The organism is Pseudomonas sp. UBA5706, from assembly GCF_002419965.1.
In the GTDB taxonomy this organism is placed as follows: Bacteria; Pseudomonadota; Gammaproteobacteria; order Pseudomonadales; family Pseudomonadaceae; genus Aquipseudomonas.
Genome location: NZ_DIHC01000024.1, coordinates 1 through 22,457, shown reverse-complemented (window position 1 = coordinate 22,457; position 22,457 = coordinate 1). Strand labels below are relative to the sequence as shown.

The window sequence follows — 22,457 nt, the reverse complement described above, 5'->3', positions numbered from 1 at the left end:
CGGGCATGAAGGATGGCAACTGTGTGGTCCAGAACGAAAGTCAGTTCCGGGAAATATTTTTGTTTGTGTCCTGATGCTGCCAGGAGGGTGCTGGAACCCAGGTTACTGACGATCTGCAAGGCACTGGTAGCGAACCAATCACCGCGTAATTGCCTGAAACACCGCATCAGCAGGGTTTACTGCCGCTTCGCGCCAGATCGCGAGCAAGCTTGCTCCTACGCCCTCGGGGCCGAAGCGGGTTGTGGTGGGCTTACAGCTTTTGATTCTGGCCGAAGGCCGTAGGAGCCGGCTTGCCAGCGATCTGCCGGGCACCGGCAGCAAGACCATTCACCGCGCATTTGCCTGAAACACCGCATCAGCAGGGTTTACTGCCGCTTCGCGCCAGATCGCGAGCAAGCTTGCTCCTACGCCCTCCGGGCAGAAGAGGGTTGTGGCGAAGTCAGGGCTTTGCGGGCAGAAACAAGGTACGGCGGGCACATGGCTTTGCGGGGATCCAGAGTCCCTCCCCGCGCCCATCAATCCCGTTGATGACCACCATGAAGCCGATTGTCTTCAGGTTTTGAAAGCCTGGCGTAACATCGCCCCATCGTTACTGCCTCCATTGCCGACACGGACTACCGCCCATGACTGTTCACCTGATCAACGCCGCCGCTCTGACCGTCGCCACTGTCTTTCTGGTCAACCGCGCCTTCGCGCTCTACGACCTGATCAACGCGGCGTCCGTGTCCGAGCACATCTGAAACGGTCTCGCCGTTTCGGCTGCGCTCGGCGCGCGCCCATAGCCTCAGGCGAATGGGTCCATCTGCCGCTTCAGTTGCTCCCGCGCTCTGGACAAACGCGAACGCACCGTGCCGATCGGCACCCCCAGGGAGGTCGCGGTCTCCTGGTAATTGCCGTCCATCTCCAGTGATACCTCGATCACCCGCTGCATGTTCGAAGGCAGCGTGTCGATCGCCCTGGCCACTCGCACCAGTTGCCGAAGACCGTCGACCTGATGACCGATATCGCCATGGCTGTCGAGCTCGGAATGGGTGTGATCTTCCCAGCTTTCCTGATAGGGCTGGCGGTACATTTTGCGAAAGTGGTTACGGATCAAGTTCAGTGCGATGCCGCAAAGCCAGGTCTGGGGTTTACTGGCGTTCTGAAACTTGTGCTCGCTGCGCAGCGCCTCAAGAAAGGTGCATTGCAGGATGTCATCCACATCGTCCGGGTTCATCACACGCTTCTGAATGAACGCACGAATCATCTTCACCTGATCACTGGAAAGCTGGCGGATGCCTTGGGGCGGCTGGCGGCGGGCCGAAGGATCAATATCGAGTATCGCAAGACTTGGAAACATCAGGGCTCTTCCTTGTTTGAAGTGTGTTAGCCCTATAGCGATATGTGTGCCAGCCGTGTCTCGATCGTAAGCTATTGATATAACTAAATTATTATTTAACCCGCTCACCATCCTGTGCAAAATCTTGCGCGAGGACGCTGATTCGCGAACGGTTTTTGGCACAGATGGTTTGATTGCCGACTTGATGGAACCGTAATCGTCGTACGCCCCACTCAGAGCGCATGACCACGCTCAGAATCGTCCTATGAAGATCTCCGCTCCCGCTGTCACACAAGCGCTGCACGCTGTCGAGACCGCCGCGATCAACGCGGTGAAGAACGCGCCGATTCCGGTTGCGGCGCTGCGTGCCAATACGCCGAACATGGGTGGCACCTCGCCGCAGCAGGTATCGCGCTTTGCGGCGGCGCTGGTGCAGCAAAGCCGCAGTCTCGGGCAGCGCGAACTGTTGGCCAGCAGCAATGCACTGCAGTCACGGGCGGCAAAGCTCGGCGAGCTGTATCAACTGCTGATGGGCAGCCAGGACACGGGGCTGGACGACGCGGCACGCAAGATGCGCAAGCAATTGCAGAGCCAGCGAGCGGCCAGTCTGGAGCAGATACTGAGCTTCGCCGAAGGCGATCCGGCCCAGGCCCATGTGGTGCTGCAGGCGGCCAGAAAGCAGGCGCAGGCCGATGGAGCCATGGGTGAGCATGTGGTCCTCAGCCAGCAGTTGAAACTGCTGCGTCGCCAATACGGCAAACGCGCCCGGGCCGGTATCAACAGCGCCAAGGCGTTTGCCAGGTCCGGCATCGACAGCAAACGCCGTGGTGCGCTGCGCAAGCTGTACGACGTTGCGATTGCCGGGCAGCAGAACATAACGGGGCTGATCGACGCCTTGCTCAACGAGCAGGAGGAAGTCGGCCAGTTCGAACTCAATCTGCGTGACATGCGCAGTGCCATTGCCGACGACCTGTCGGCGCTCACGCCTTCTACCTCGCCCCAGCAATTACGCACGCTGATGCACGGCCTCAATACCGCGCGTCATGTGGCCACCCTGCTGCAAAGCTGCGAGCACCTGCTGGGGCGCATGCGCAACAAGAACCCCGGCCTGCAAGTGGACTCGGCGGCGTTTCTCAAACACCTGCTGGCACTGTCCGGCAAGGGCATGAGCCTGAATGAAACCCTGCAACTGACCCAGCACATCGGCGGCACCAAGCTTAAGCATCAGTTGGCCTTTCTTAACGGGCTGCGGCCCATGCTGCAGCAGTTGCCGATTTTGCTGTGGCGCGACATGAAGAGCCGACAAAGCGCGTTGGGCAACCTGCTCATCCTCATGGCCGAGCTGACTCGGCTGGAACAGAACCAGCTGCTCGGGGGCCTCGCCTGATGGATCGCGTTATCAACCTGCTCAACCAGCTCGCTCTGGCGGCGATGCGCCGTTCCGAAATCGTCGGTGCTTTCGTGGTCATCGCGATTGTCTTCATGATGATCACCCCGCTGCCCACGGGCCTGGTGGACGTGCTGATCGCCATCAACATCTGCATTTCCTGCCTGTTGATCATGCTCGCCATGCACCTGCCCCGACCGCTGGCGTTTTCGACCTTTCCGGCGGTGTTGCTGCTGACGACCATGTTCCGCCTGGCGCTGTCGATTTCCACCACACGCCTGATCCTGCTCAATCAGGACGCCGGGCACATCGTCGAAGCGTTCGGCCAGTTCGTGGTCGGCGGCAACCTGGCGGTCGGCATGGTGATCTTCCTGATCCTCACGGTGGTCAACTTTCTGGTGATTACCAAAGGCTCGGAGCGGGTCGCCGAGGTGGGGGCACGCTTTACCCTGGATGCCATGCCCGGCAAGCAAATGTCCATCGACAGTGACTTGCGAGCCAACTTGATCAGCGTCCACGAAGCGCGCAAGCGCCGCTCCGAACTGGGTAAGGAAAGCCAGCTGTTCGGGGCCATGGACGGCGCGATGAAGTTCGTCAACGGCGACGCCATCGCCAGCCTGATCATTGTCGCGATCAACATGATCGGTGGCATCGCCATCGGCGTGGTCCAGCACAACATGAGCGCGGGCGATGCGCTGCAGGTCTACACCGTGCTGACCATCGGTGACGGCCTGATCGCGCAGATTCCGGCGCTGTTGATCTCGGTAACCTGCGGCATGATCATCACCCGCGTGCCTGACGAGGAGCGCGCAGAGGCCAACATCGGCCGGCAGATCGCCGAGCAGATCACCAGCCAGCCCAAGGCGTGGATCATCGCTGCCGTGGCCATGCTCGGTTTCGCTGCCCTGCCCGGCATGCCGACGACGGTGTTCATCGTCATCGCCATCATCTGCGGCACCGGCGGCCTGCTGCAGTTGCACCGGGCCAAACCCAAGGCCGAGCAAGCGCAAGCGGTGGCCGTTGCGCCGGAAATGAATGGGCGTGAAGACCTGCGCACCTTCTCCCCGAGCCGCCAGTTCGTGCTGCAGTTTCACCCCAGTCAGAACCCGGCGCAGATCGAAGCGTTGGTCAGCGAAATTCGCCAGCGTCGCAACCGACTGGTGGTGCAATACGGCTTGACCCTGCCCTCCTTCATCATCGAGCAGGCTGAACATCTGCCACCCGACGAATTTCGTTTTTCGGTCTACGAGGTGCCGTTGCTCAAGGCCACGTTCACCCAAAGCCACGTCGCGGTGGAGGCGCGCCTGCTCGAAGAATCACCCGATGCCGGCGTTTACGGCAGTGTCGAACGCCAGGAAGGCCAATGGGTGTGGCTGCCGGCCGACGATCCGCAGTTGCAGGACCACCAGGTCGAGCGGGTCGATGCCATGACCCTGATCATCGAGCGCATGGAACGCGCACTGCAGTCCTGTGGCCCGCAATTCATCGGCCTGCAGGAGACCAAGGCGATTCTTGGCTGGCTGGAAAGCGAACAGCCGGAGCTCGCCCAGGAAATGCAGCGCGTGCTGCCCCTGGCGCGGTTCTCTGCAGTGTTGCAGCGCCTGGCATCGGAATGCGTGCCACTGCGCGCGATCCGGGTCATCGCTGAAACCCTGATCGAACATGGCCAGCACGAGCGTGAAGTCACTGTGCTCGCCGACTACGTGCGCATTGCTTTGAAGTCGCAGATCTATCATCAGTATTGCGGCGCCGAAGGGCTGCTGGTGTGGGTGCTGACCCCGGAAAGCGAAGGCATTTTGCGCGACGGCCTGCGCCAGACCCAGACCGAGACCTTCTTCGCCCTGGACAACGAGACCAGCCAGTTGCTGGTGCAGCAACTGCACATCGCCTTCCCGGTGCGCACCAGCGAACGTGCGGTGCTGTTGGTTGCACAGGACCTGCGCAGCCCGCTGCGCACGTTGTTGCAGGAAGAGTTCTACCACGTGCCAGTGCTGTCCTTCGCCGAGATCAACAACGCGGCGCAGGTCAAGGTGCTCGGCCGCTTCGATCTGGAAGAAGAGCTCGATGAGCTGGATAACGAGTACGCCGCTTGAGTTCCTGGAGAGCCTCGCATGTTTGAATTACGGGTATTGACCGGCCTGCATCAGGGCGCCGCACTGCCGCTGGTGGGTGAGCAATGGGCGATTGGTTCGGATGCCGAGCAGGACCTGGCACTGCACGACCCGGGCGTGGAGCAGGTGCATTGTCGCCTGCAACGTCAGGGTGACAGCTGGGTGCTGAATGCAGCCGAGGGCAGCATCGGCGATCAGGAAGGTCATCGCCACTCGACCGCTGAACTGACCCCCAATACCGCTTTCGTGCTCGGCTCGGTGTGGCTCTGCGTGTCGGCGGCTGAAGATGCCTGGCCTTCGGTACCGGCGGTGATTCAACCACCGCCCGCCCAAGCGCAAGCCGAGCCGCAACCGCAAGCTCGCGCCAGCGCGCCGCCATTGGAAAAAGTCGAATCGCGCTCACGCCTGCTCAACCGCACCACCGGCGTGGTCATCGGTGTGCTGCTGGGGATCGCTGGCAGCGCGTGGAGCCTGACGCGCAGTAGCGCGCCTGAGTCAATGGCTGCAACTGCTGCGGTCCACCCGTCCGCACAGATCGCGCAAAAGGCCAGACCCGCTTCTGAACCGGCGCACAAGCGCATCCAACTGACCCACATTGATGACGCCCGGCGCCAGCTCAACACCATGCTCAGCGAGCGCCTGCTCAGCGGAGTCAACGTCCAGCAGACACCCGAGGGCCTGACCCTGAGCGGCAACCTCAAGGCCGAGTCACAGTTGGTGTATCAGCGCATGCTCCAGCGCTTCAAGGATCGCTATGACGCGCCAGTGGCCCTGATCGACAACGTTACAACCTCGAGCAACGGCTTGCCCTTCACCATCGTGCAGATCATGTCCGGGCCTCAGGCGCATCTGGTCACCGCCGACGGTCATCGCCTGTATGTCGGCGATGAACTGGCCGGTCTGCGCCTGACCCGCATTGACGATAACCGCATTCAGTTCGATGGCGAGCGGCATTACGAGGTGAACTGGTGAACGCCGCCCTCGACCAGTGGAAAACCGAGCAGACAAGGCGCTTGAGCAGCTTTTCGGCAGTGCAGGTCAGCGGCCGGGTGAGCGCGGTCAGCGGTATCTTGCTGGAGTGCCAGATTCCGGCAGCCAAGGTCGGCGACCTGTGCGAGGTGAGCAAGGCTGACGGCAGCACCATGCTCGCCGAAATCGTCGGTTTCACCCGTGACTGCACGCTGCTCAGCGCGCTGGGTACACCCGACGGCGTTCAGGTGGGCGCGCATATCCGGCCATTGGGTATGGCTCACCGCATCGGCGTAGACGACAGCCTGCTGGGCAGCGTGCTTGACGGCTTCGGCAGACCGTTGCAGGGGGATTCACAAGGCGCGTTCGCCGGTCCCGGTGACCGCCGGGTGACGGTGCCGGTGATCGCCGACGCCTTGCCGCCGACCCAGCGCCCGCGCATCAGCAACGCCCTGCCCACCGGTGTGCGCGCCATCGACAGCGCGATTTTGCTGGGCGAAGGCCAACGGGTCGGACTGTTCGCCGGTGCCGGATGCGGCAAGACCACGCTGATGGCAGAACTGGCGCGCAACATGGCGTGCGATGTGATTGTGTTCGGCCTGATCGGCGAACGAGGCCGAGAGCTGCGCGAGTTCCTCGACCATGAACTCGACGCCACCCTGCGCAGCCGCTCGGTGCTGGTCTGCGCCACGTCGGACCGTTCGAGTATGGAGCGCGCACGCGCAGCCTTCACGGCTACGGCCATCGCCGAGGCCTATCGCGCCCGAGGCATGAAGGTGCTGTTGCTGCTGGACTCCCTGACCCGTTTCGCCCGGGCCCAGCGCGAAATCGGCATCGCGGCCGGTGAACCCTTGGGCCGTGGCGGCCTGCCGCCCTCGGTCTATACCCTGCTGCCACGCCTGGTCGAACGCGCCGGGATGAGCGAAAACGGCTCGATCACCGCGCTGTACACCGTACTCATCGAACAGGATTCGATGAACGACCCGGTGGCCGATGAAGTGCGCTCGCTGCTGGACGGCCATATCGTGCTGTCACGCAAACTGGCCGAACGCGGCCACTACCCGGCCATCGACGTGCAGGCCAGCATCAGCCGGATTATCAGCAACGTCACCGGCCGCGAACACCAGCAGGCGAACAACCGGTTGCGGCGGCTGATGGCGGCCTACAAGCAGGTGGAAATGCTCCTTCGCCTGGGTGAATACCAGCCTGGCAGCGACCCGGTCACCGACTGTGCGGTGCAACTCAACGAACCGATCAACGCCTTTCTGCGCCAGGACCTGCGCGAACCGGTGCCGCTTGAGGAAACCCTGGACGCCTTGATGCGCTTGACTTCGCAATTGCCGGAGTGAGGGGTGGGTCATGCCTGAGAAAATGAATGCGGTTAGCGATGGCCATGAGGGCTTGAGAATACTTTCCTGTGGGAGCTGCAGCAGCTGTGCGACAGCCATGAAGGTGGTGGGGTCAGTCACCAAAGGCAGTGGCTGGGATAGTACCGTCGCTGCCGTCGTAACCTCCGGCGTCTCCTACGGTGCTGGGTCGTGGGCGAGAATGAGGGATGCAGCTTGAAAATGTTTTCCTGTGGGAGCTGCTGGAGCTGCGCGACAGCCGTGAGGGCGGCGGGTCGGTCACCTCATGCAATGGTTGGAATTGCGCCTGCGCGTACAGGTGCGAAGTCGTCGGGTAACAAGGGGCTTGGCTGATGGAAGAAGAACTGGAAATCGACCCGCAACAGTTGGCCATGGAACACGTCATCAGCGTGCTTACGCCGCTGCGCCAGCACCGCCAGGCCAGTGCCGAGCGCGCGCAGCGCAAGGCTCAGCAGGCGCTTTTGGACATGCAGGCGCATCTGCAGCAAACCCGTGAAGCCCTGGGCCAGGAGCGAGTCAATCAGCGCGAACGGCGGCAGGTTCTGAGTGAGGCGAATCTGTACAAAACCCTGTCGCTCAATGACCTCGATCACTGGCATGAAAAGGAAAACCGCATGCTCGATCGCCTGGCCTACATCCGCCAGGACATCGAGCAGCAAAGGATGAGCATCGACGACCAGCGACAGCGCCTGCAGCAAGCCAACGCTGTGGCAAAAGCTTCGCAACGGGCCGTGGAAAAGCTGGCCTGTCTGGCCGAAGCCCTCAATGAACCAGACGCTCAATAAATAAGGCCCAGTCCCGATGAATACACCGATCAAGTCGCCGCCACGCCCGCAAGCCTCGCCGACGCAACGTCCCGCGCCTACGGAATCGGCCGTGTCAAACACCACTCGCTCCAGCGTCGGTGGCCTGCGTCGTGGCGAAGCCGAGCGTTTGCGTTCGACCTGGCATCAGACCGACCCGAGCGAGGCCCTGAGTGCGGACGGCATGTTTTTTTCGCAACTGCTGGTGCCTGCGGTCGGCGAGCAGCCCGATCAATCCGGCTTCGGCGGCAGCGCTCTGAACCTGTTGCCTCCCGGCGACGGCGTGCCCACTGCCTTGATCGACGAACTGGCAGAGCGACTTCCCGTACAGCCCGACGGACCATTCAGCGTGACCCTGCTGATGCCGAATCTGGGCCGCGTGCAAGTCAATGCCAACAAGCGCGACAACCAGTGGAGCGTGGAGTTGGCGTTCGCTCGACGTGGTGTGCTCTCGCGTTTGCGGCCCCATCAGCGCGCCTGTGAAAGTGCGCTGGCCGACGCCCTGGGCCAGGACGTCGATCTGTCTTTTCATCAGGAGCGCGAGGCATGAATGCATGGGCGTTGCGCAAAGTCGATTCGACGGCGGCCCGCTTCAGTCGCCGGCTGGGCGCCGGGGCAAGCCTGGCATTTGATGCACAGGGATTGGCAGGCGAATTGACGCTGCGTCCGCATGCCGCCGGCGATGCGTTAGCGCATCCGATCAACTGGTTCGATAGCGCCATCGGCGTGTTCGGTCTGAGTGATGCCAGCGCCATGCTGAGCCTGATGGGAGAACTGCCGGTCACCCTCGCAGGCGAGGCGCAGTCCTGGTACTGGCAAATGCTCAACCAGCGATTCAGTCCCGCCATCGCGGAACTGCTTTCGCCTGTCGAGCCACTCAGCAATGTCACTGCACTGTCAGACCCTGCATCGTCAGCCATTGCGCTGACCTGTCGGGTTCAGCTGCGCCTGGGCGAAGAGTCGCTGCACGGATGGCTCCACGCTGACGCCGAGGTGCTGTTGAGGTTGCTGGACGGCCCCCGATGGCAATTCCATCGGCAAACGCTCGATGAGCACTGGCCGGTCCATCAGCCAGTAGAACTGGGCCAGCTGTCGTTGAGCCTTGCGCAACTGGCGTCACTGCAACCGGGAGACGTGTTGCTACCGTCACTGTGCAACTTCGACAGCGACGGTAATGGCCGCCTGCAACTGGGCGGCCGGCAATGGGCAGTGCAGACCGACAGCCACGAACGACAGCTGTATGTACGGCTCAGCCACGAGGAAGACCTGGAACATGGCCAATGAAGCGCTCTACGACGAAGAGCTGGAAACCTCCACCGATGACGACTACGAACAGTCGCCCGAGGGCTATGACACCTATGTCGCTGAGGACCCGTCGGCGGCGGGCGACACCGACTGGCAGCAGCAGGCTGAGGAGCCTGAATCGGCGTACGAACCCACCTACGCCAATGCGGGTGCCCAACCGCTGGACGCACTCGACCGCTTGCCAATGGCTCTCACCCTGCGCTGCGGCAGCCTCAACCTGACCCTGGGCGACCTGCGGCGGATTTCCGCGGGCACGGTGCTGGAAGTCAGCGGCATCACCCCTGGCTTCGCCACCTTATGCCACGGCGAACGCGTTGTGGCCGAAGGTGAACTGGTGGATGTCGACGGTCGGCTCGGGCTGCAAATCACCCGCATGGCGTCGCCCGCATGATCATGGACGGGATGAACCCGGTACTGCTGGCGCTGTTCCTTGGTGCCTTGTCGCTGATTCCGTTTCTGCTGATCGTCTGTACGGCCTTTCTGAAGATTGCCATGACGCTGCTGATCACCCGCAATGCCATCGGCGTGCAGCAGGTGCCGCCGAACATGGCGATGTACGGCATCGCACTGGCGGCGACCATGTTCGTCATGGCGCCGGTGGCCCATGAAATCCAGCAGCGTGTTCACGATCACCCGCTGGAAATGGGCAGTACCGACAAGCTGCAAGCCAGCGCCAGCACGGTCATCGAACCGCTGCAACGCTTCATGACCCGCAACACCGATCCCGACGTCAGCGCTCACCTGCTCGATAACACCCAGCGCATGTGGCCCAAGGACATGGCCGACAAGGCGACCAAGAACGACCTGCTGCTGGCGGTTCCGGCTTTCGTGCTCTCGGAGTTGCAGGCCGGTTTCCAGATCGGCTTTCTGATCTACATCCCGTTCATCGTCATCGACCTGATCGTGTCCAACCTGTTGCTGGCGCTGGGCATGCAAATGGTCTCGCCGATGACCATCTCCCTGCCCCTCAAGCTGCTGCTGTTCGTGCTGGTGCAAGGCTGGACCCGCCTGCTCGACAGCCTTTTCTATTCGTATATGTGAGGCAGCGATGGAAGCGTTGGCGTTGTTCAAGCAGGGCATGTTCCTGGTAGTGATCCTCACCGCCCCGCCGCTGGGCGTCGCAGTGCTGGTGGGCGTGATCACCTCGCTGATCCAGGCGCTGATGCAGATTCAGGATCAGACGCTGCCCTTCGGTATCAAACTGGCGGCGGTTGGCCTGACCCTGGCAATGACCGGGCGCTGGATCGGCGTCGAGCTGATTCAGTTCATCAACATGGCGTTCGACCTGATCGCCCGCTCCGGCGGTGCGCACTAGATGCCGTTCGACGCCCAGGGGCTGTTCGAGCTGATGCTGGGCATGGGCCTGGCTGCCGCGCGCCTGCTGCCGTGCATGATTCTGGTCCCGGCCTTCTGCTTCAAATACCTCAAGGGCCCTTTGCGCTACGCGGTGGTGCTGGTGGTGGCGATGGTCCCGGCACCGGCGATCAGTCGGGCGCTGTCTTCGTTCGAAAACGACTGGTTCTCTATCGGCGCGCTGCTGCTCAAGGAGGCCGTGCTCGGAACGTTGCTGGGGCTGTTGCTGTATGCGCCGTTCTGGATGTTTGCGTCGGTGGGTGCACTGCTCGACAGCCAGCGTGGCGCCCTGAGCGGCGGCCAGCTCAACCCGGCGCTGGGACCGGATGCGACGCCGCTGGGCGAGCTGTTCCAGGAAACCCTGATCATGCTGGTAATCCTCTCCGGGGGCCTGTCGTTGATCACACAGGTGATCTGGGACAGCTATCAGGTATGGCCACCCACCGCGTGGCTGCCGGGCATGACGGTCCAGGGGCTGGACGTGTTTCTCGAACAACTGAACCAGACCCTGCAACACATGATGCTGTATGCCGCGCCCTTCATAGGCTTGCTGCTGCTGATCGAAGCGGCGCTGGCGATCATCGGCTTATATGCCCAGCAGTTGAATGTCTCGATCCTCGCCATGCCAGCAAAAAGCATGGCGGGTATTGCGTTTCTGTTGATCTACCTGCCCACGCTGCTGGAGTTGGGCAATGGTCAGATCCTGCAACTGGCTGACCTCAAGCACCTGCTGACGCAACTGGTGCCGGCGCCCTAAGCGGAAACCCCCATGAGCGAGAAAACAGAGAAAGCCACGCCCAAACAGCTGCGCGACGCCCGCGAAAAGGGTCAGGTCGGGCAAAGCCAGGATTTGAGCAAACTGTTGGTGCTGCTGGTGGTCAGCGAGGTCACCTTGGGGTTGGCCGACGAAAGCGTAGCGCGTCTGCTGCACCTGCTGTCGCTGGCGTTTCAGGGCATCGGCAAACCCTACCTGCACACCATCGAGCAGGTCGCCAGCGAAGGCACGACGGTGCTGATCGGCTTTATTCTGAGCAGCGTCGGCGTGGCCATGTTGATGCGCCTGATCGGCAGTTGGGTGCAGATCGGCTTTCTGTTCGCCCCCAAGGCGTTGAAGCCCGACATCAACAAGCTCAACCCGTTTGCCCATGCCAAGCAAATGTTCTCGGCGCAGAACCTCACCACCCTGCTGCTAAGCGTGCTTAAGGCGGTCGCGATTGCCGTGACGTTGTACGTGGTGGTCAAACCGTCGCTGGGGGCGTTGATCCTGCTGTCCAACACCGACCTGACGACGTATTGGCATTCGCTGCTGCAGCTGTTTCGCCACATCCTCAGGGCGACCCTTGGCCTGTTGCTGGTGATCGCCGCTGTCGACTTTGCACTGCAAAAGTACTTTCACGCCAAGAAGCTGCGCATGAGTCATGAGGACATCAAGAAGGAATACAAACAGTCCGAGGGCGATCCGCACGTCAAAGGCCATCGTCGGCAACTGGCCCACGAGCTACTCAACCAGGCCCCGAGCGCGCCGCCCAAACCGGTGGAAGACGCTGACATGCTAGTGGTCAACCCGACCCACTATGCCGTGGCGCTGTACTACCGGCCCGGGCAGACTCCGTTGCCGCAGATTCACTGCAAAGGCGAAGACGACAACGCCCTGGCGCTGATCGCCCGGGCCAAAAAGGCCGGGATTCCGGTGGTGCAAAGCATCTGGCTGGCGCGGACGTTGTACAAGGTCAAACCCGGCAAATACATCCCCCGACCGACGTTGCTGGCGGTCGCGTATATCTATCAGGTGGTACGGCAACTGGAAGAGGTGACCGATGAAGTGATTCGGATCGAAGAGGAGTGAATCCAGGTCTGGGCGCGCAAAGCTCTGTGGGATGAGCTTGGTCGGGGCCACCTTGGGACGAAGGCGGATACCCGATCGTGTACACACGCAATCCTGACCCATCAACCCGTCGGCAACTTCCTCTGCGCCACGTCCTGATTGACCGGCAAGGCGAAGCGAAACGTCGCCCCCTGCCCTGTTATATCGAGCAGTTCGATCCGGTGCCCGTGCAGTTGCAGAATCTGATGCACGATACGCAACCCCAACCCGCCGTCGCGCCGAGCACCACCGATGTTGAATGGCCGCAGGAACAGGCCCTCGCGCAGCTCGGCGGCGATGCCCGGCCCGCTGTCGCTGACCGTCACCTCGACGCTGGACCCTTTGGGCAGCAGCGACACCGTGACTTCCCCTTGGGCCGGCGTATGCCGCAATGCGTTGTCCAGCAGGTTGGTCAACACTCTTTCGATCAGTCCCAGATCCGCATAGACCCCAGGAATCGAGGGGGCAAATTTCGGCGTCAGGGTGACGGCCTTGGCTTCGGCGCTGAGTTCGAATTTCTGGAAAATGTCCTGCACCAGGTCCGTCAGCGAGAAGCGCTCCACCACCGGCACCACGAAACCATGCTCCAGCCGCACCAGTTCGAGCAGTGACTGCGCCAGCCCGCCGACTTTGCGGCTTTGATCCAGGGCAATGCCCAGATAACGCCGCCGTTCCTCGGGGCTCAGGCTGGCGTCCTTGACCGACAGCACTTCCAGATAGCCGTGCAACGAGGCCAGGGGCGTGCGCAGGTCATGGGAAATATTCGCCACCAATTCGCGACGGTCCTGACTCTGCCGAGTCAGGGTTTGCCACTGTTCGCTCAGGCGGTTCTGCATCTGTTTGAAGGTTACCTCAAGGACAGCGATTTCGTCATGTCCCTGACGCACGGGTTGCGCTGCTGTCTCAGGCAACGCCAAAGGCGCGGCGTTGATGTCGAAGTGGCTGACTGAATCGGTCAGCCGACGCAGCGGCCGGGTGATCCAGCCAAAGGCGGCAAGACCGGCCAACAGGCACAGCAAGGCGATCAGCCCGATCGACCATAACGCCGTGCTGAGGGCCTCGCTGGTGGCGCCACGTTCGGCGAAGCGATCATGGGCTTCGCCCAGCAGCACCACATACAGAAAGCCCGCCGGTTTGCCCATGACCATCAGCGGAGCAGCGCTGAAGACCTTGCGTGCGTCCATGCTGCGCGGGTCATCACCCAGGATCGGCAGCGCGTCGCCTCGCAGCAGCCGGCTCACCGGCGCCAGATCGATACGATCACGCAGGACGCGATCCCGGGGCGCGGCGTCGCCGACGATCTTGCCGTCGACATCCAGCAGGTACACCTCAACGCTGGGGTTGACGCGCATCAGTTGGCCGAACAGCTCGCGCACCGCGTCCGGTTTCAGGCCGTTGGCGTCCATCAACTGGGTGTCGCGGGCGATGTGCTGCGCCAGGTCCCGGGATAAACCCTGCACCACTTCCAGCTCGTGCATCTTGCTGGAGCGCACCTGCAGCAGCACCGAGGTGCCGCAGCAGATCAACAGCAACAACGCAAAGACCAGCGACAGGCGCTGGGTCAGGGTCATGTTCACGAGGCGTCCCCTGGCTCGGCAAACTTATAGCCGCGGCCCCAGACCGTCAGGATGCGCAGCGGCTGCGCCGGGTCAGCCTCGATCTTGGCCCGCAGGCGATTGATGTGGGTGTTGACGGTGTGCTCGTAGCCTTCATGGTTGTAGCCCCACACCGAATTCAGCAGGTCCAGTCGCGAAAACACCTTGCCGGGCTGGCGCGCAAAGAAGTACAGCAGGTCGAATTCCCGCGGCGTCAGGTCCAGCAGCCGACCTTCCAGCACCGCTTCGCGGGTCAACGGGTCGATAGACAAACCGGCGCTGGACAGGCTGCCAGCCTCCATCTTCAGGTTGCGGGCCATGGCGTCCACCCGGCGCAGCAACGCCTTGACCCGAGCCACCAACTCCATCATCGAGAACGGTTTGGCCAGGTAATCGTCGGCGCCCAGTTCCAGGCCGAGAATACGGTGCATTTCGCTGGAGCGGGCGCTGGTGATGATAATCGGCGTGTAACGGGTCATGGCCCGGGCACGGCGGCAGATTTCCAGGCCGTCGACGCCCGGCAGCATCAGGTCCAGGATCAGCGCGTCCCAGCCGCCCTGCTCCAGCAGGCGCAGGCCCTGTTCGCCGTCGGCGCTGTGCACCACTTCAAAGTGCTCGTCGCGCAGGTGCAGGCAAATCAGGTCGGCGATGTGGTGATCGTCCTCGACCACCAGAATGCGTTTGGGCTGATCCATCGAAAGCAAACCTTGTCGGCGCTGGGTGCGCGATGGGCTCATTGTGCCGATTTTATCGCCGCTCAGTTATCACGAATTGTTTAACTCTCGGTGAGGATTCCGGGAACAGCCCGGGCCCAGGCTTGTGTCATCGCCTCACCGCTGCATCGATGCACCGTGCGATTCCGCACGGGCCGTGCCAAGGAGACATCTCATGCTTTCGAGAAGACAGTTCATGGTGCTGAGCAGCAGCGTCGGCGTGGCCGCCACTGCGCTGGGCGTGCTGCCCAGGTTCGCCAATGGCCAGATCATCCTCCAAGACGCGCCGGTGGGCACCTTCGAGGTTAGCCACAGCGATGCCCAATGGCATGCACTGCTCAGTGATGATCAATTCCAGGTGCTGCGTCGCGAAGCCACCGAGCGGCCCTACAGCAGCCCGTTGAACGACGAACACCGCGACGGCACGTTTGCCTGCGCGGGGTGCCAGTTGCAGCTGTTTGCCTCGACCACCAAATTTGACAGCCATACCGGCTGGCCCAGCTTCTGGGCACCGCTGGACAACGCCACGGCCATCCGCACCGATACCTCGTTTGGCGTAGTGCGCAAGGAAGTCCACTGCCGCCGCTGCGGTGGGCACCTGGGCCACGTCTTCACCGACGGCCCGAAACCCACGGGGCTACGCTACTGCATGAATGGCCTGGCGATGAGTTTTGCCCAGGTGCAGAGTGAATAAGCGATCTAGCCGTCAGGCTACGGGAGGTACGAGCGTGACACCGTGTTTGCACCCACAAGAATACCCAGTCCATCCGAAGGGAATTAACCCATGCTGCTAATCATCCTCGCCTACCTCGGCGGCGTGCTGACCATCGTCAGTCCATGCATCCTTCCCGTGCTGCCATTCGTGTTCGCGCGCACCGGTCAGCCTTTCGTGCGCAGCGGTTTGCCCTTGCTGGTGGGCATGGCCGTGACCTTTGCCCTGGTCGCCACGCTCGCGGCGGTCGGCGGTGGCTGGGTGGTGCAGCTCAATCAGTATGGCCGTGACCTGGCGCTGATCTTTGTCGCGCTGTTCGGCCTTACTCTGCTGCTGCCCAAACTTGCCGAGCGTCTGACGCGCCCCCTGGTGGCAGCAGGCAGTCGCCTGTCGGAAAACGCAGGCGTAGATGCCAGGCCCAGCCCTTGGGCCTCATTCATGATCGGTGTCGCCACCGGCCTGCTCTGGGCACCCTGCGCCGGCCCGATCCTGGGTCTGGTGTTGACCGGTGCCGCTTTGCAAGGCGCGAGCGTTGGCACCACCTTGTTGCTGCTGGCTTACGCAGCAGGGGCTGCCACATCGCTGGCCCTGGCACTGCTGCTCGGTGGCAAAGTGTTCAGCGCGATGAAACGCTCGCTCGGCGCCGGCGAATGGATTCGTCGCGGTCTGGGCGCGGCCATGCTGGCGGGCGTCGCGGCCATCGCGCTGGGCCTGGACACCGGCGTCCTGGCCCGCATTTCAACAGCCTCCACCGGCGGGCTCGAGCAGTCGCTGGTCGGTCGCCTCACTGGTAAGACCTCAACCTCCCAAGGCAGCAGCCTGTTCCCAGATGGAGCGATGATGGCGGCAAAGAACAGCACGCAAAACCTGCCGATCGAAGGTCAGCTGCCGTCGCTCGATGGCGCGGTGCAGTGGCTGAACTCCGCGCCACTGACCGCCGAACAACTCAAGGGCAAGGTGGTGCTGGTCGACTTCTGGACCTACTCGTGTATCAACTGCCTGCGCACCCTGCCCTACGTCAAAGCCTGGGCGGACAAGTACCGCGATCAGGGGCTGGTGGTGATCGGTGTGCACGCCCCTGAATTCGCGTTCGAGCGCGATGTGAAAAACGTCACCAAGGCCATGACCGATCTGGGTATCCACTACCCGGTGGCCATCGACAACGACTACACCATCTGGCGCGCCTTCGATAACCAGTATTGGCCTGCCCACTACTTCGCCGATGCCAAGGGACAGATTCGCTATCACCACTTCGGCGAAGGCGCCTACGACGAGTCCGAGCGAGTGATTCAAGCGCTGCTGCGTGAAGCCGGCAACCGGCAGGTCGCCACTGATCTGATCGACGCCAATGGCAATGGCGTACTACAAGCCGCAGACACGGGCGAAGTGAAATCGCCAGAGACCTACCTGGGCTTCGAACGCGCCGAGAACTTCGTCTCCCCCGGCGGCGCCCAGGGTGACCGCGTGGCCAGCTACAGCACGCCGCCGAGCCTGACGCTGAACAGTTGGGGGCTGGACGGCCAGTGGAACATCGGCTCGGAACGCGCCAGCCTGAGCGCGGCCAACGGCAAGATCGTTTATCGCTTCCATGCCCGTGACCTGCACCTGGTGCTAGGCCCCGGCAGTGACGGAAAACCGGTCCGCTTCAAGGTCTTTGTCGACGGCAAGGCCCCCGGCGACGCCCACGGCAGCGACGTTGCACCCGATGGCAGCGGCACCGTGACCGAGCAGCGTCTGTACCAACTAGTGCGCCAGCCGGGGGATATTACCGACCATACCTTCACCATTGAATTCAGCGATCCGGGCGTGTCGGCTTACGCCTTTACCTTTGGTTGATTGGCCACTTTCCAGGAGTGTCAGACATGAAAAGATTCAGCGTCTCAAGCTTCACTACCAGGTTGCCTGCCTGGCGTCGCACAAGCCTGCACCTGCTGGCCGGGGCGGTATTGCTGCAAACCGCCGCCTGTACGTTCGCGGGCGAAGACGCGGTGAGCATTGCACCGCCGCAGAAGGACGAAGCGGTCAGCACCCAGGGCACGGAAACAGCGGTGCTGGCCGGCGGTTGTTTCTGGGGCGTGCAGGGCGTATTTCAGCATGTGCAGGGGGTCAAGCAGGTGGTTTCCGGCTACGCCGGCGGCAAGGCCGACACCGCGCAATATGATCGCGTGAGCGAGGGTGATACCGGGCATGCCGAGTCGGTGGAGATCACCTTTGATCCGGCGCAGGTCAGCTATGGCACGCTGTTGCAGATTTTCTTCTCGGTGGCCCATAACCCCACCGAACTTAACCGCCAGGGTCCGGATCAGGGCACGCAATATCGTTCGGCCATTTTCCCGGAAAGCCCCGAACAACAGGCAGTGGCGCAGGCCTATATCGCTCAGCTGGATACGGCCAAGTCCTTCCACGCGCCTATCGTGACCAAAATCGAGCCTTACAACGGGTTCTATCCGGCGGAGGACTACCATCAGAACTTTCTGACGACGCACCCGGCCTACCCGTACATCGTGGTCAACGACCTGCCCAAGGTCGGGCAGCTCAAGCACTTGTTCGCCGGGCGCTACAGCGAGCAGCCGGTGCTGCTGAAGACGTCCCGGTAAACGCGCAAGGGCCAGGGGCTTAACCCTGGCCCTTGCAGTCGCCTCCTATAACGCGCTCTTACCAGCGTGTTACTTCGGCGCGATTGCGCTGTCCACCAACACCTGCGCCTCAGCCACAAGACGCTTGAGGTGATCTTCGCCCTTGAAGCTTTCGGCGTAGATCTTGTAGATGTCCTCGGTGCCCGACGGACGCGCCGCGAACCAGCCGTTCTCGGTGATGACCTTCAAACCGCCAATCGCTTGATCGTTGCCCGGCGCTTTGCTGAGGATGCTTTCGATCTTCTCCCCCGCCAGTTCGGTCGACGTGACCTGCTCCGGCGACAACTTGCTCAGCAACGCCTTCTGCTCGAAGTTGGCCTTGGCTTCGACCCGGGTCGATACCGGCTCGCCCAGTTCATCGGTCAGTGCCTGGTACATCTCGCTCGGGTCGCGGCCCTTGCGAGCACGAATTTCGGCCGCCAGCAGCGCGGGGATCAGACCGTCCTTGTCGGTGGTCCAGACCGTGCCGTCACGGCGCAGGAACGAGGCACCCGCACTCTCCTCGCCGCCAAAGCCCAACGTGCCTTCGTACAAGCCTTGCGCGAAGAACTTGAAGCCCACCGGCACTTCATACAACCGGCGGCCCAGACGCCGGGTCACGCGATCGATCATGCCGCTGCTGACAACGGTCTTGCCAACCGCTGCATCGGCACGCCAATCGGGGCGGTTCTGGAACAGGTAGTCGATGGACACCGCCAGATAGTTGTTCGGCGCCAGCAGCCCACCGGTCGGGGTCACGATGCCATGGCGGTCGTGATCCGGGTCGCAGGCGAACGCCACCTGGAAACGATCCTTGAGGCCGATCAGGCTTTGCATGGCAAAGTTCGACGACGGGTCCATGCGGATCTTGCCGTCCCAATCCACGCTCATGAAGCGGAAGGTGGGATCGACGAACTTGTTCACCACTTCCAGGTTCAGGCCGTAGTGCTCACCGATCGCCGACCAGTAACGCACGCCAGCGCCGCCCAACGGATCGACGCCAAGACGCAGCTCGGCGCCCTTGATGGCGTCCATGTCGATGACGTTTTTCAGGTCGGCGACGTAGGTGTTGAGGTAGTCATGACGATGCGTGGTGGCGGCACGCAGCGCCTTCTCAAGGGTCATGCGCGTTACGCCGATGATTTTCTCGGCGAGCAACTCGTTGGCCTTGGTCTCGATCCACTTGGTGATATGCGAGTCGGCCGGGCCACCGTTGGTGGGGTTGTACTTGAAGCCGCCGCTTTCCGGCGGGTTGTGCGACGGGGTGATGACGATACCGTCGGCCAGACCCGACGTACGACCCCGGTTGTAGCAAATGATGGCGTGGGACACGGCTGGCGTCGGCGTGTATTCGTCGCCCTCGGAAATCATCACATTGACGCCGTTGGCCGCCAGCACTTCCAGGGCCGACGCGGCAGCGGGTGTGGACAAGGCATGGGTATCAGCCCCGAGGAACAGTGGGCCGTCGATGCCGTGGGCCTGACGATACAGGCAGATGGCTTGACTGATCGCTAGCACGTGCCATTCGTTGAAGCTCAGGTCGAACGAACTGCCACGGTGGCCGGAAGTGCCGAAGGCAACCCGCTGCGTGGCAACCGAGGCGTCGGGCTGGCCGGTGTAGTACGCCGTCACCAAGCGAGGAAGATCGACCAGCAATTCTGCAGGCGCCTGTTTGCCCGCGAATGGACTGATGCTCATGGAAAACCTCCGTGGATGGAAAGCCGGGATAGAAAAATAAGGGCGCAGCGCATAAAAAAGTGCCGGGTAGCGCGGCAGTTTACTGGCAGTTGGACCGCCCTGCTCGGCTATTGATCCGTAAACCCCTGACACATTTATCGGCACTGCACTACAGCTGCCACCAGCTCGGCAATAACTGCTGGACCTTGCGCTCGGCAAAACGATCATCGATCAGCATGACTACACCGCGATCGTCCTGACCGCGTATCACCCTGCCCGCGGCCTGCACCACTTTTTGCAGGCCGGGGTAAAGATAGGTGTAGTCGTAACCGGCACCGAACAGCACGCTCATGCGCTGTTTGAGTTGCTCGTTGACCGGATTGAGCTGCGCAAGGCCCAGGGTCGCGATGAAGGCGCCGATCAGCCGCGCACCCGGCAGGTCGATGCCTTCGCCGAATGCGCCGCCCAGCACCGCAAAACCGACGCCTTGACTGTCGGGCGTAAAGCGCTCCAGGAACGCCTGCCGGTCAGCCTCGCCCATGCCCCGCGATTGCTGCCACATCGGAATATCCGGATGGGTCGCGTTCATCAACTGCGCCACTTGTTGCAGGTAATCGAAGCTGCTGAAGAACGCCAGGTAGTTGCCCGGCCGTGCGCGAAACTGCTCGGCCATCAGCTCGACGATCGGCGCCAGCGATGCCTGCCGATGGGTGTAGCGAGTGGAGATGCGACTGACGATGTGCACATCCAATTGTTCACGCACAAACGGCGATTCAACGTCGACCCAGGCGGTGTTGTCAGGCAAGCCCAGCAGGTCGCGGTAGAAATGCCGGGGATTGAGCGTGGCAGAGAACAGCGTGGTACTGCGCGCCGCTGTGAGCCGTGGGCGGATAAACCCGGCGGGCACGACGTTGCGCAACGTCAGTTTCGACAGCGTCTTGCTGCTGCTCAGCTCACGTTTGCTGATGTCGAACAGGTAATGCTCATCGAACAGTTCCGCGATACGGCCGAACTGAATCGCCTCGAAATAGAAACCCTGCAACTCGCCGTTGGCGGCATGGGGGTGGTCGTTGAAATAGTCACCGAATGCGGCGACGCACAGGTTCAGGCTGGCGAGAAATCTTGACGGCGTGCCGGGATACGCCTGATAAGGCGCGATCTGCTCCTTGTGCAGTGCATTCCATTCGCGGTTAAGCCGTTGCAGCGGCTTCTTCAGCGTCTCTGGCGCGCTTTGCCGGACTTGATTGAGCGTGTACTGATCAAGGCTTGCGCTGTACATCTGCCGTGTACGCTCGACCATGTTGTGCGCCTCGTCCACCAGCACCGCAACGCGCCACTGGTTGAACTGACACAACCCGAACAGTAACGCGCTAAGGTCGAAGTAGTAGTTGTAGTCGGCGATCACCACGTCAGACCAGCGCGCCAGCTCCTGGCTCAGGTAATACGGGCACACTTGATGACGCAGCGCCACGTCGCGCAGCCCTGCCTGATCCAGCCATGGGTTAGCCACCGCCTCGCTGCGTGCGGCAGGCAATCGGTCATAAAAGCCTTTGGCCAAGGGGCAGGAATCGCCATTGCAAGCGTTGGTCGGGTACTCGCAGGCCTTGTCGCGTGCGACCATTTCCAGCACCCGCAGCTTCAACTGCGGCGCACTGCGGCCGATCACGCTCAGGGCATCGAGTGCCAGTTTGCGGCCCGGGGTCTTGGCGGTGAGGAAGAACACCTTGTCCAGTTTCTGGCTCGGCGCGGCCTTGAGCATCGGGAACACGGTGCCAATGGTCTTGCCGATGCCGGTCGGCGCCTGGGCCATCAGGCAACGCCCGGTGCTGACGGCCTTATACACCGACTCGGCGAGCACGCGCTGGCCACTGCGAAAGTCTGCGTGGGGAAACTTGAGCGCGTTCAACCCCAGGTTGCGCGACTGGACATGGGCCAGTTCCTGACGCGCCCAGTTGAGGAAAATCGCGCATTGGTCCTCGAAAAACGCATGCAGTTGCACCGCCGTATAACGCTCGCGAATCAGGGTTTCCTGCTCGGTGACAATGTTGAAGTACACCAGCGCAATGTTCACTTCTGCCAGCTGCAATTGCTGGCAAAGCAGCCAGCCATAGACCTTGGCTTGAGCCCAATGCAGCTGGCGATGGTTGGCAGGCATCTTGTCCAGATCGCCACGGTACGTCTTCACCTCTTCGAGCTGATTGAGCGCGGCGTCGTAACCGTCTGCCCTGCCGCGCACGTTCAATTCGTGGTAACTGCCGGACAGGGACACTTCGCACTGATACAGCGCACCACGCCGTGAGGCGACCGTGCGATGCCCGGCGATGCCTTCCTGCGCGGTGGGGGAAGGGGTAAATCGCAGGTCTAGATCGCCGACCTTGGCGGTGAATTCGCACAACGCCCGCACCGCGATGGAGTAACCGACCTGCGACTCGACCGCAGGCGAGGCCGGGGCACTTGCCAGCTCGTCGTTGCCGGGGAGAATGATCGAAGGGATGGCAGTCACTGGAAGCAAGGCGCGCTGAGTCGGAATACTGGACAGGCATACAGATAACAGCAGCGCGGCATCCGTGGCAAACAGAAATGGATCGGTGGCGCACAAAACGCATCCCGGGATGCTCTGTGTCCATGACGCGGAACGTCATCAGCGGCATTCCCACGCAGAGCGTCA

General features: G+C 62.1%; 20 protein-coding genes. 15 read left to right on the top strand and 5 right to left on the bottom strand.

All coding sequences use genetic code 11. The features are described from left to right. Positions 1 to 784: 784 nt before the first annotated feature. Positions 785 to 1,339 carry an RNA polymerase sigma factor gene (locus B3I26_RS11145; protein WP_296257740.1) on the bottom strand — a complete coding sequence of 185 codons (555 nt, stop codon included), beginning with the start codon at positions 1,337 to 1,339 and terminating at the stop codon, positions 785 to 787. Positions 1,340 to 1,583: 244 nt separating this feature from the next. Here B3I26_RS11145 and sctW point away from each other — a divergent pair, with 244 nt between their 5' ends. From sctW to sctU, 12 genes are all read left to right on the top strand, one after another. Next, complete coding sequence (sctW, locus tag B3I26_RS11140; RefSeq protein ID WP_296257739.1) at positions 1,584 to 2,705, top strand: type III secretion system gatekeeper subunit SctW; 1,122 nt, start codon at positions 1,584 to 1,586, stop codon at positions 2,703 to 2,705. Further along, positions 2,705 to 4,798: a type III secretion system export apparatus subunit SctV gene (gene sctV, locus B3I26_RS11135; RefSeq protein WP_296257738.1), complete on the top strand. Its 2,094-nt coding sequence runs from the start codon at positions 2,705 to 2,707 to the stop codon at positions 4,796 to 4,798. Before sctW ends, sctV begins: the two co-directional genes overlap by 1 nt. 18 nt (positions 4,799 to 4,816) lie before the next feature. Continuing rightward, entirely contained in the window at positions 4,817 to 5,788 is a 972-nt protein-coding gene (gene sctD, locus B3I26_RS11130) for a type III secretion system inner membrane ring subunit SctD (protein ID WP_296257737.1), read from the top strand. Further along, on the top strand, positions 5,785 to 7,134 hold the full coding sequence (locus B3I26_RS11125) for a FliI/YscN family ATPase (RefSeq protein ID WP_296257736.1): 1,350 nt from the start codon (positions 5,785 to 5,787) through the stop codon (positions 7,132 to 7,134). Before sctD ends, B3I26_RS11125 begins: the two co-directional genes overlap by 4 nt. Positions 7,135 to 7,484: 350 nt before the next feature. Next, positions 7,485 to 7,937, top strand: coding sequence for a type III secretion protein (locus B3I26_RS11120; RefSeq protein WP_296257735.1), 453 nt, complete (start codon positions 7,485 to 7,487; stop codon positions 7,935 to 7,937). Between the two features lie 91 nt (positions 7,938 to 8,028). Then, positions 8,029 to 8,505, top strand: coding sequence for a type III secretion system HrpP C-terminal domain-containing protein (locus B3I26_RS11115; protein WP_296257734.1), 477 nt, complete (start codon positions 8,029 to 8,031; stop codon positions 8,503 to 8,505). Next, positions 8,502 to 9,239: a type III secretion system protein gene (locus tag B3I26_RS11110; RefSeq protein WP_296257733.1), complete on the top strand. Its 738-nt coding sequence runs from the start codon at positions 8,502 to 8,504 to the stop codon at positions 9,237 to 9,239. Before B3I26_RS11115 ends, B3I26_RS11110 begins: the two co-directional genes overlap by 4 nt. Beyond that, complete coding sequence (locus B3I26_RS11105; RefSeq protein WP_296257732.1) at positions 9,229 to 9,651, top strand: FliM/FliN family flagellar motor switch protein; 423 nt, start codon at positions 9,229 to 9,231, stop codon at positions 9,649 to 9,651. Before B3I26_RS11110 ends, B3I26_RS11105 begins: the two co-directional genes overlap by 11 nt. After that, a complete protein-coding gene (gene sctR / locus B3I26_RS11100) occupies positions 9,648 to 10,301 on the top strand; it encodes a type III secretion system export apparatus subunit SctR (RefSeq protein ID WP_296257731.1) in 654 nt (217 codons plus the stop codon). The genes B3I26_RS11105 and sctR overlap by 4 nt, the downstream gene beginning before the upstream one ends. A 7-nt stretch (positions 10,302 to 10,308) precedes the next feature. Next, positions 10,309 to 10,575, top strand: a complete 267-nt coding sequence (gene sctS / locus B3I26_RS11095; RefSeq protein WP_133749294.1) for a type III secretion system export apparatus subunit SctS — start codon at positions 10,309 to 10,311, stop codon at positions 10,573 to 10,575. Next, positions 10,576 to 11,370 (top strand): type III secretion system export apparatus subunit SctT, encoded by a 795-nt coding sequence (gene sctT, locus B3I26_RS11090; RefSeq protein ID WP_296257730.1) that lies wholly within the window; start codon positions 10,576 to 10,578, stop codon positions 11,368 to 11,370. It begins immediately after the preceding gene. A gap of 12 nt (positions 11,371 to 11,382) precedes the next feature. Further along, positions 11,383 to 12,459, top strand: coding sequence for a type III secretion system export apparatus subunit SctU (gene sctU, locus B3I26_RS11085; RefSeq protein ID WP_296257729.1), 1,077 nt, complete (start codon positions 11,383 to 11,385; stop codon positions 12,457 to 12,459). A gap of 101 nt (positions 12,460 to 12,560) precedes the next feature. On the opposite strand, the gene B3I26_RS11080 is transcribed toward sctU, so the two are convergent. Then, positions 12,561 to 14,054 carry a sensor histidine kinase gene (locus tag B3I26_RS11080; protein ID WP_296257728.1) on the bottom strand — a complete coding sequence of 498 codons (1,494 nt, stop codon included), beginning with the start codon at positions 14,052 to 14,054 and terminating at the stop codon, positions 12,561 to 12,563. Further along, positions 14,051 to 14,767, bottom strand: a complete 717-nt coding sequence (locus tag B3I26_RS11075; RefSeq protein ID WP_296257727.1) for a response regulator transcription factor — start codon at positions 14,765 to 14,767, stop codon at positions 14,051 to 14,053. The genes B3I26_RS11080 and B3I26_RS11075 overlap by 4 nt, the downstream gene beginning before the upstream one ends. 193 nt (positions 14,768 to 14,960) lie before the next feature. On the opposite strand from B3I26_RS11075, the gene msrB reads away from it, so the two are divergent. The 3 genes from msrB (at position 14,961) to msrA (ending at position 18,094) form a co-directional block, all read left to right on the top strand. After that, positions 14,961 to 15,479 carry a peptide-methionine (R)-S-oxide reductase MsrB gene (gene msrB, locus B3I26_RS11070; RefSeq protein WP_296257726.1) on the top strand — a complete coding sequence of 173 codons (519 nt, stop codon included), beginning with the start codon at positions 14,961 to 14,963 and terminating at the stop codon, positions 15,477 to 15,479. A 90-nt stretch (positions 15,480 to 15,569) separates the two neighbouring features. After that, positions 15,570 to 17,333, top strand: coding sequence for a cytochrome c biogenesis protein DipZ (locus B3I26_RS11065; protein WP_296257725.1), 1,764 nt, complete (start codon positions 15,570 to 15,572; stop codon positions 17,331 to 17,333). Between the two features lie 26 nt (positions 17,334 to 17,359). After that, the gene (gene msrA, locus B3I26_RS11060; protein WP_296257724.1) at positions 17,360 to 18,094 is read left to right on the top strand and encodes a peptide-methionine (S)-S-oxide reductase MsrA; all 735 of its coding nucleotides are present in this window, start codon (positions 17,360 to 17,362) and stop codon (positions 18,092 to 18,094) included. A 69-nt stretch (positions 18,095 to 18,163) separates the two neighbouring features. Here the strand turns inward: msrA and pgm are convergent, their stop codons facing one another. Both pgm and B3I26_RS11050 read right to left on the bottom strand, forming a co-directional pair. After that, entirely contained in the window at positions 18,164 to 19,810 is a 1,647-nt protein-coding gene (gene pgm / locus B3I26_RS11055) for a phosphoglucomutase (alpha-D-glucose-1,6-bisphosphate-dependent) (protein WP_296257723.1), read from the bottom strand. Positions 19,811 to 19,958: 148 nt separating this feature from the next. Then, complete coding sequence (locus tag B3I26_RS11050) at positions 19,959 to 22,250, bottom strand: ATP-dependent DNA helicase (RefSeq protein ID WP_296257772.1); 2,292 nt, start codon at positions 22,248 to 22,250, stop codon at positions 19,959 to 19,961. Between the last annotated feature and the right edge of the window lie 207 nt (positions 22,251 to 22,457).

What these genes read in the sequence shown, in the direction of transcription:
- B3I26_RS11145 (WP_296257740.1), bottom strand. Translation starts at nt 1,339, where the DNA reads ATGTTTCCAAGTCTTGCGATACTCGATATTGATCCTTCGGCCCGCCGC.
- sctW (WP_296257739.1), top strand. Translation starts at nt 1,584, where the DNA reads ATGAAGATCTCCGCTCCCGCTGTCACACAAGCGCTGCACGCTGTCGAG.
- sctV (WP_296257738.1), top strand. Translation starts at nt 2,705, where the DNA reads ATGGATCGCGTTATCAACCTGCTCAACCAGCTCGCTCTGGCGGCGATG.
- sctD (WP_296257737.1), top strand. Translation starts at nt 4,817, where the DNA reads ATGTTTGAATTACGGGTATTGACCGGCCTGCATCAGGGCGCCGCACTG.
- B3I26_RS11120 (WP_296257735.1), top strand. Translation starts at nt 7,485, where the DNA reads ATGGAAGAAGAACTGGAAATCGACCCGCAACAGTTGGCCATGGAACAC.
- B3I26_RS11110 (WP_296257733.1), top strand. Translation starts at nt 8,502, where the DNA reads ATGAATGCATGGGCGTTGCGCAAAGTCGATTCGACGGCGGCCCGCTTC.
- B3I26_RS11105 (WP_296257732.1), top strand. Translation starts at nt 9,229, where the DNA reads ATGGCCAATGAAGCGCTCTACGACGAAGAGCTGGAAACCTCCACCGAT.
- sctR (WP_296257731.1), top strand. Translation starts at nt 9,648, where the DNA reads ATGATCATGGACGGGATGAACCCGGTACTGCTGGCGCTGTTCCTTGGT.
- sctS (WP_133749294.1), top strand. Translation starts at nt 10,309, where the DNA reads ATGGAAGCGTTGGCGTTGTTCAAGCAGGGCATGTTCCTGGTAGTGATC.
- sctT (WP_296257730.1), top strand. Translation starts at nt 10,576, where the DNA reads ATGCCGTTCGACGCCCAGGGGCTGTTCGAGCTGATGCTGGGCATGGGC.
- sctU (WP_296257729.1), top strand. Translation starts at nt 11,383, where the DNA reads ATGAGCGAGAAAACAGAGAAAGCCACGCCCAAACAGCTGCGCGACGCC.
- B3I26_RS11075 (WP_296257727.1), bottom strand. Translation starts at nt 14,767, where the DNA reads ATGGATCAGCCCAAACGCATTCTGGTGGTCGAGGACGATCACCACATC.
- msrB (WP_296257726.1), top strand. Translation starts at nt 14,961, where the DNA reads ATGCTTTCGAGAAGACAGTTCATGGTGCTGAGCAGCAGCGTCGGCGTG.
- B3I26_RS11065 (WP_296257725.1), top strand. Translation starts at nt 15,570, where the DNA reads ATGCTGCTAATCATCCTCGCCTACCTCGGCGGCGTGCTGACCATCGTC.
- msrA (WP_296257724.1), top strand. Translation starts at nt 17,360, where the DNA reads ATGAAAAGATTCAGCGTCTCAAGCTTCACTACCAGGTTGCCTGCCTGG.
- pgm (WP_296257723.1), bottom strand. Translation starts at nt 19,810, where the DNA reads ATGAGCATCAGTCCATTCGCGGGCAAACAGGCGCCTGCAGAATTGCTG.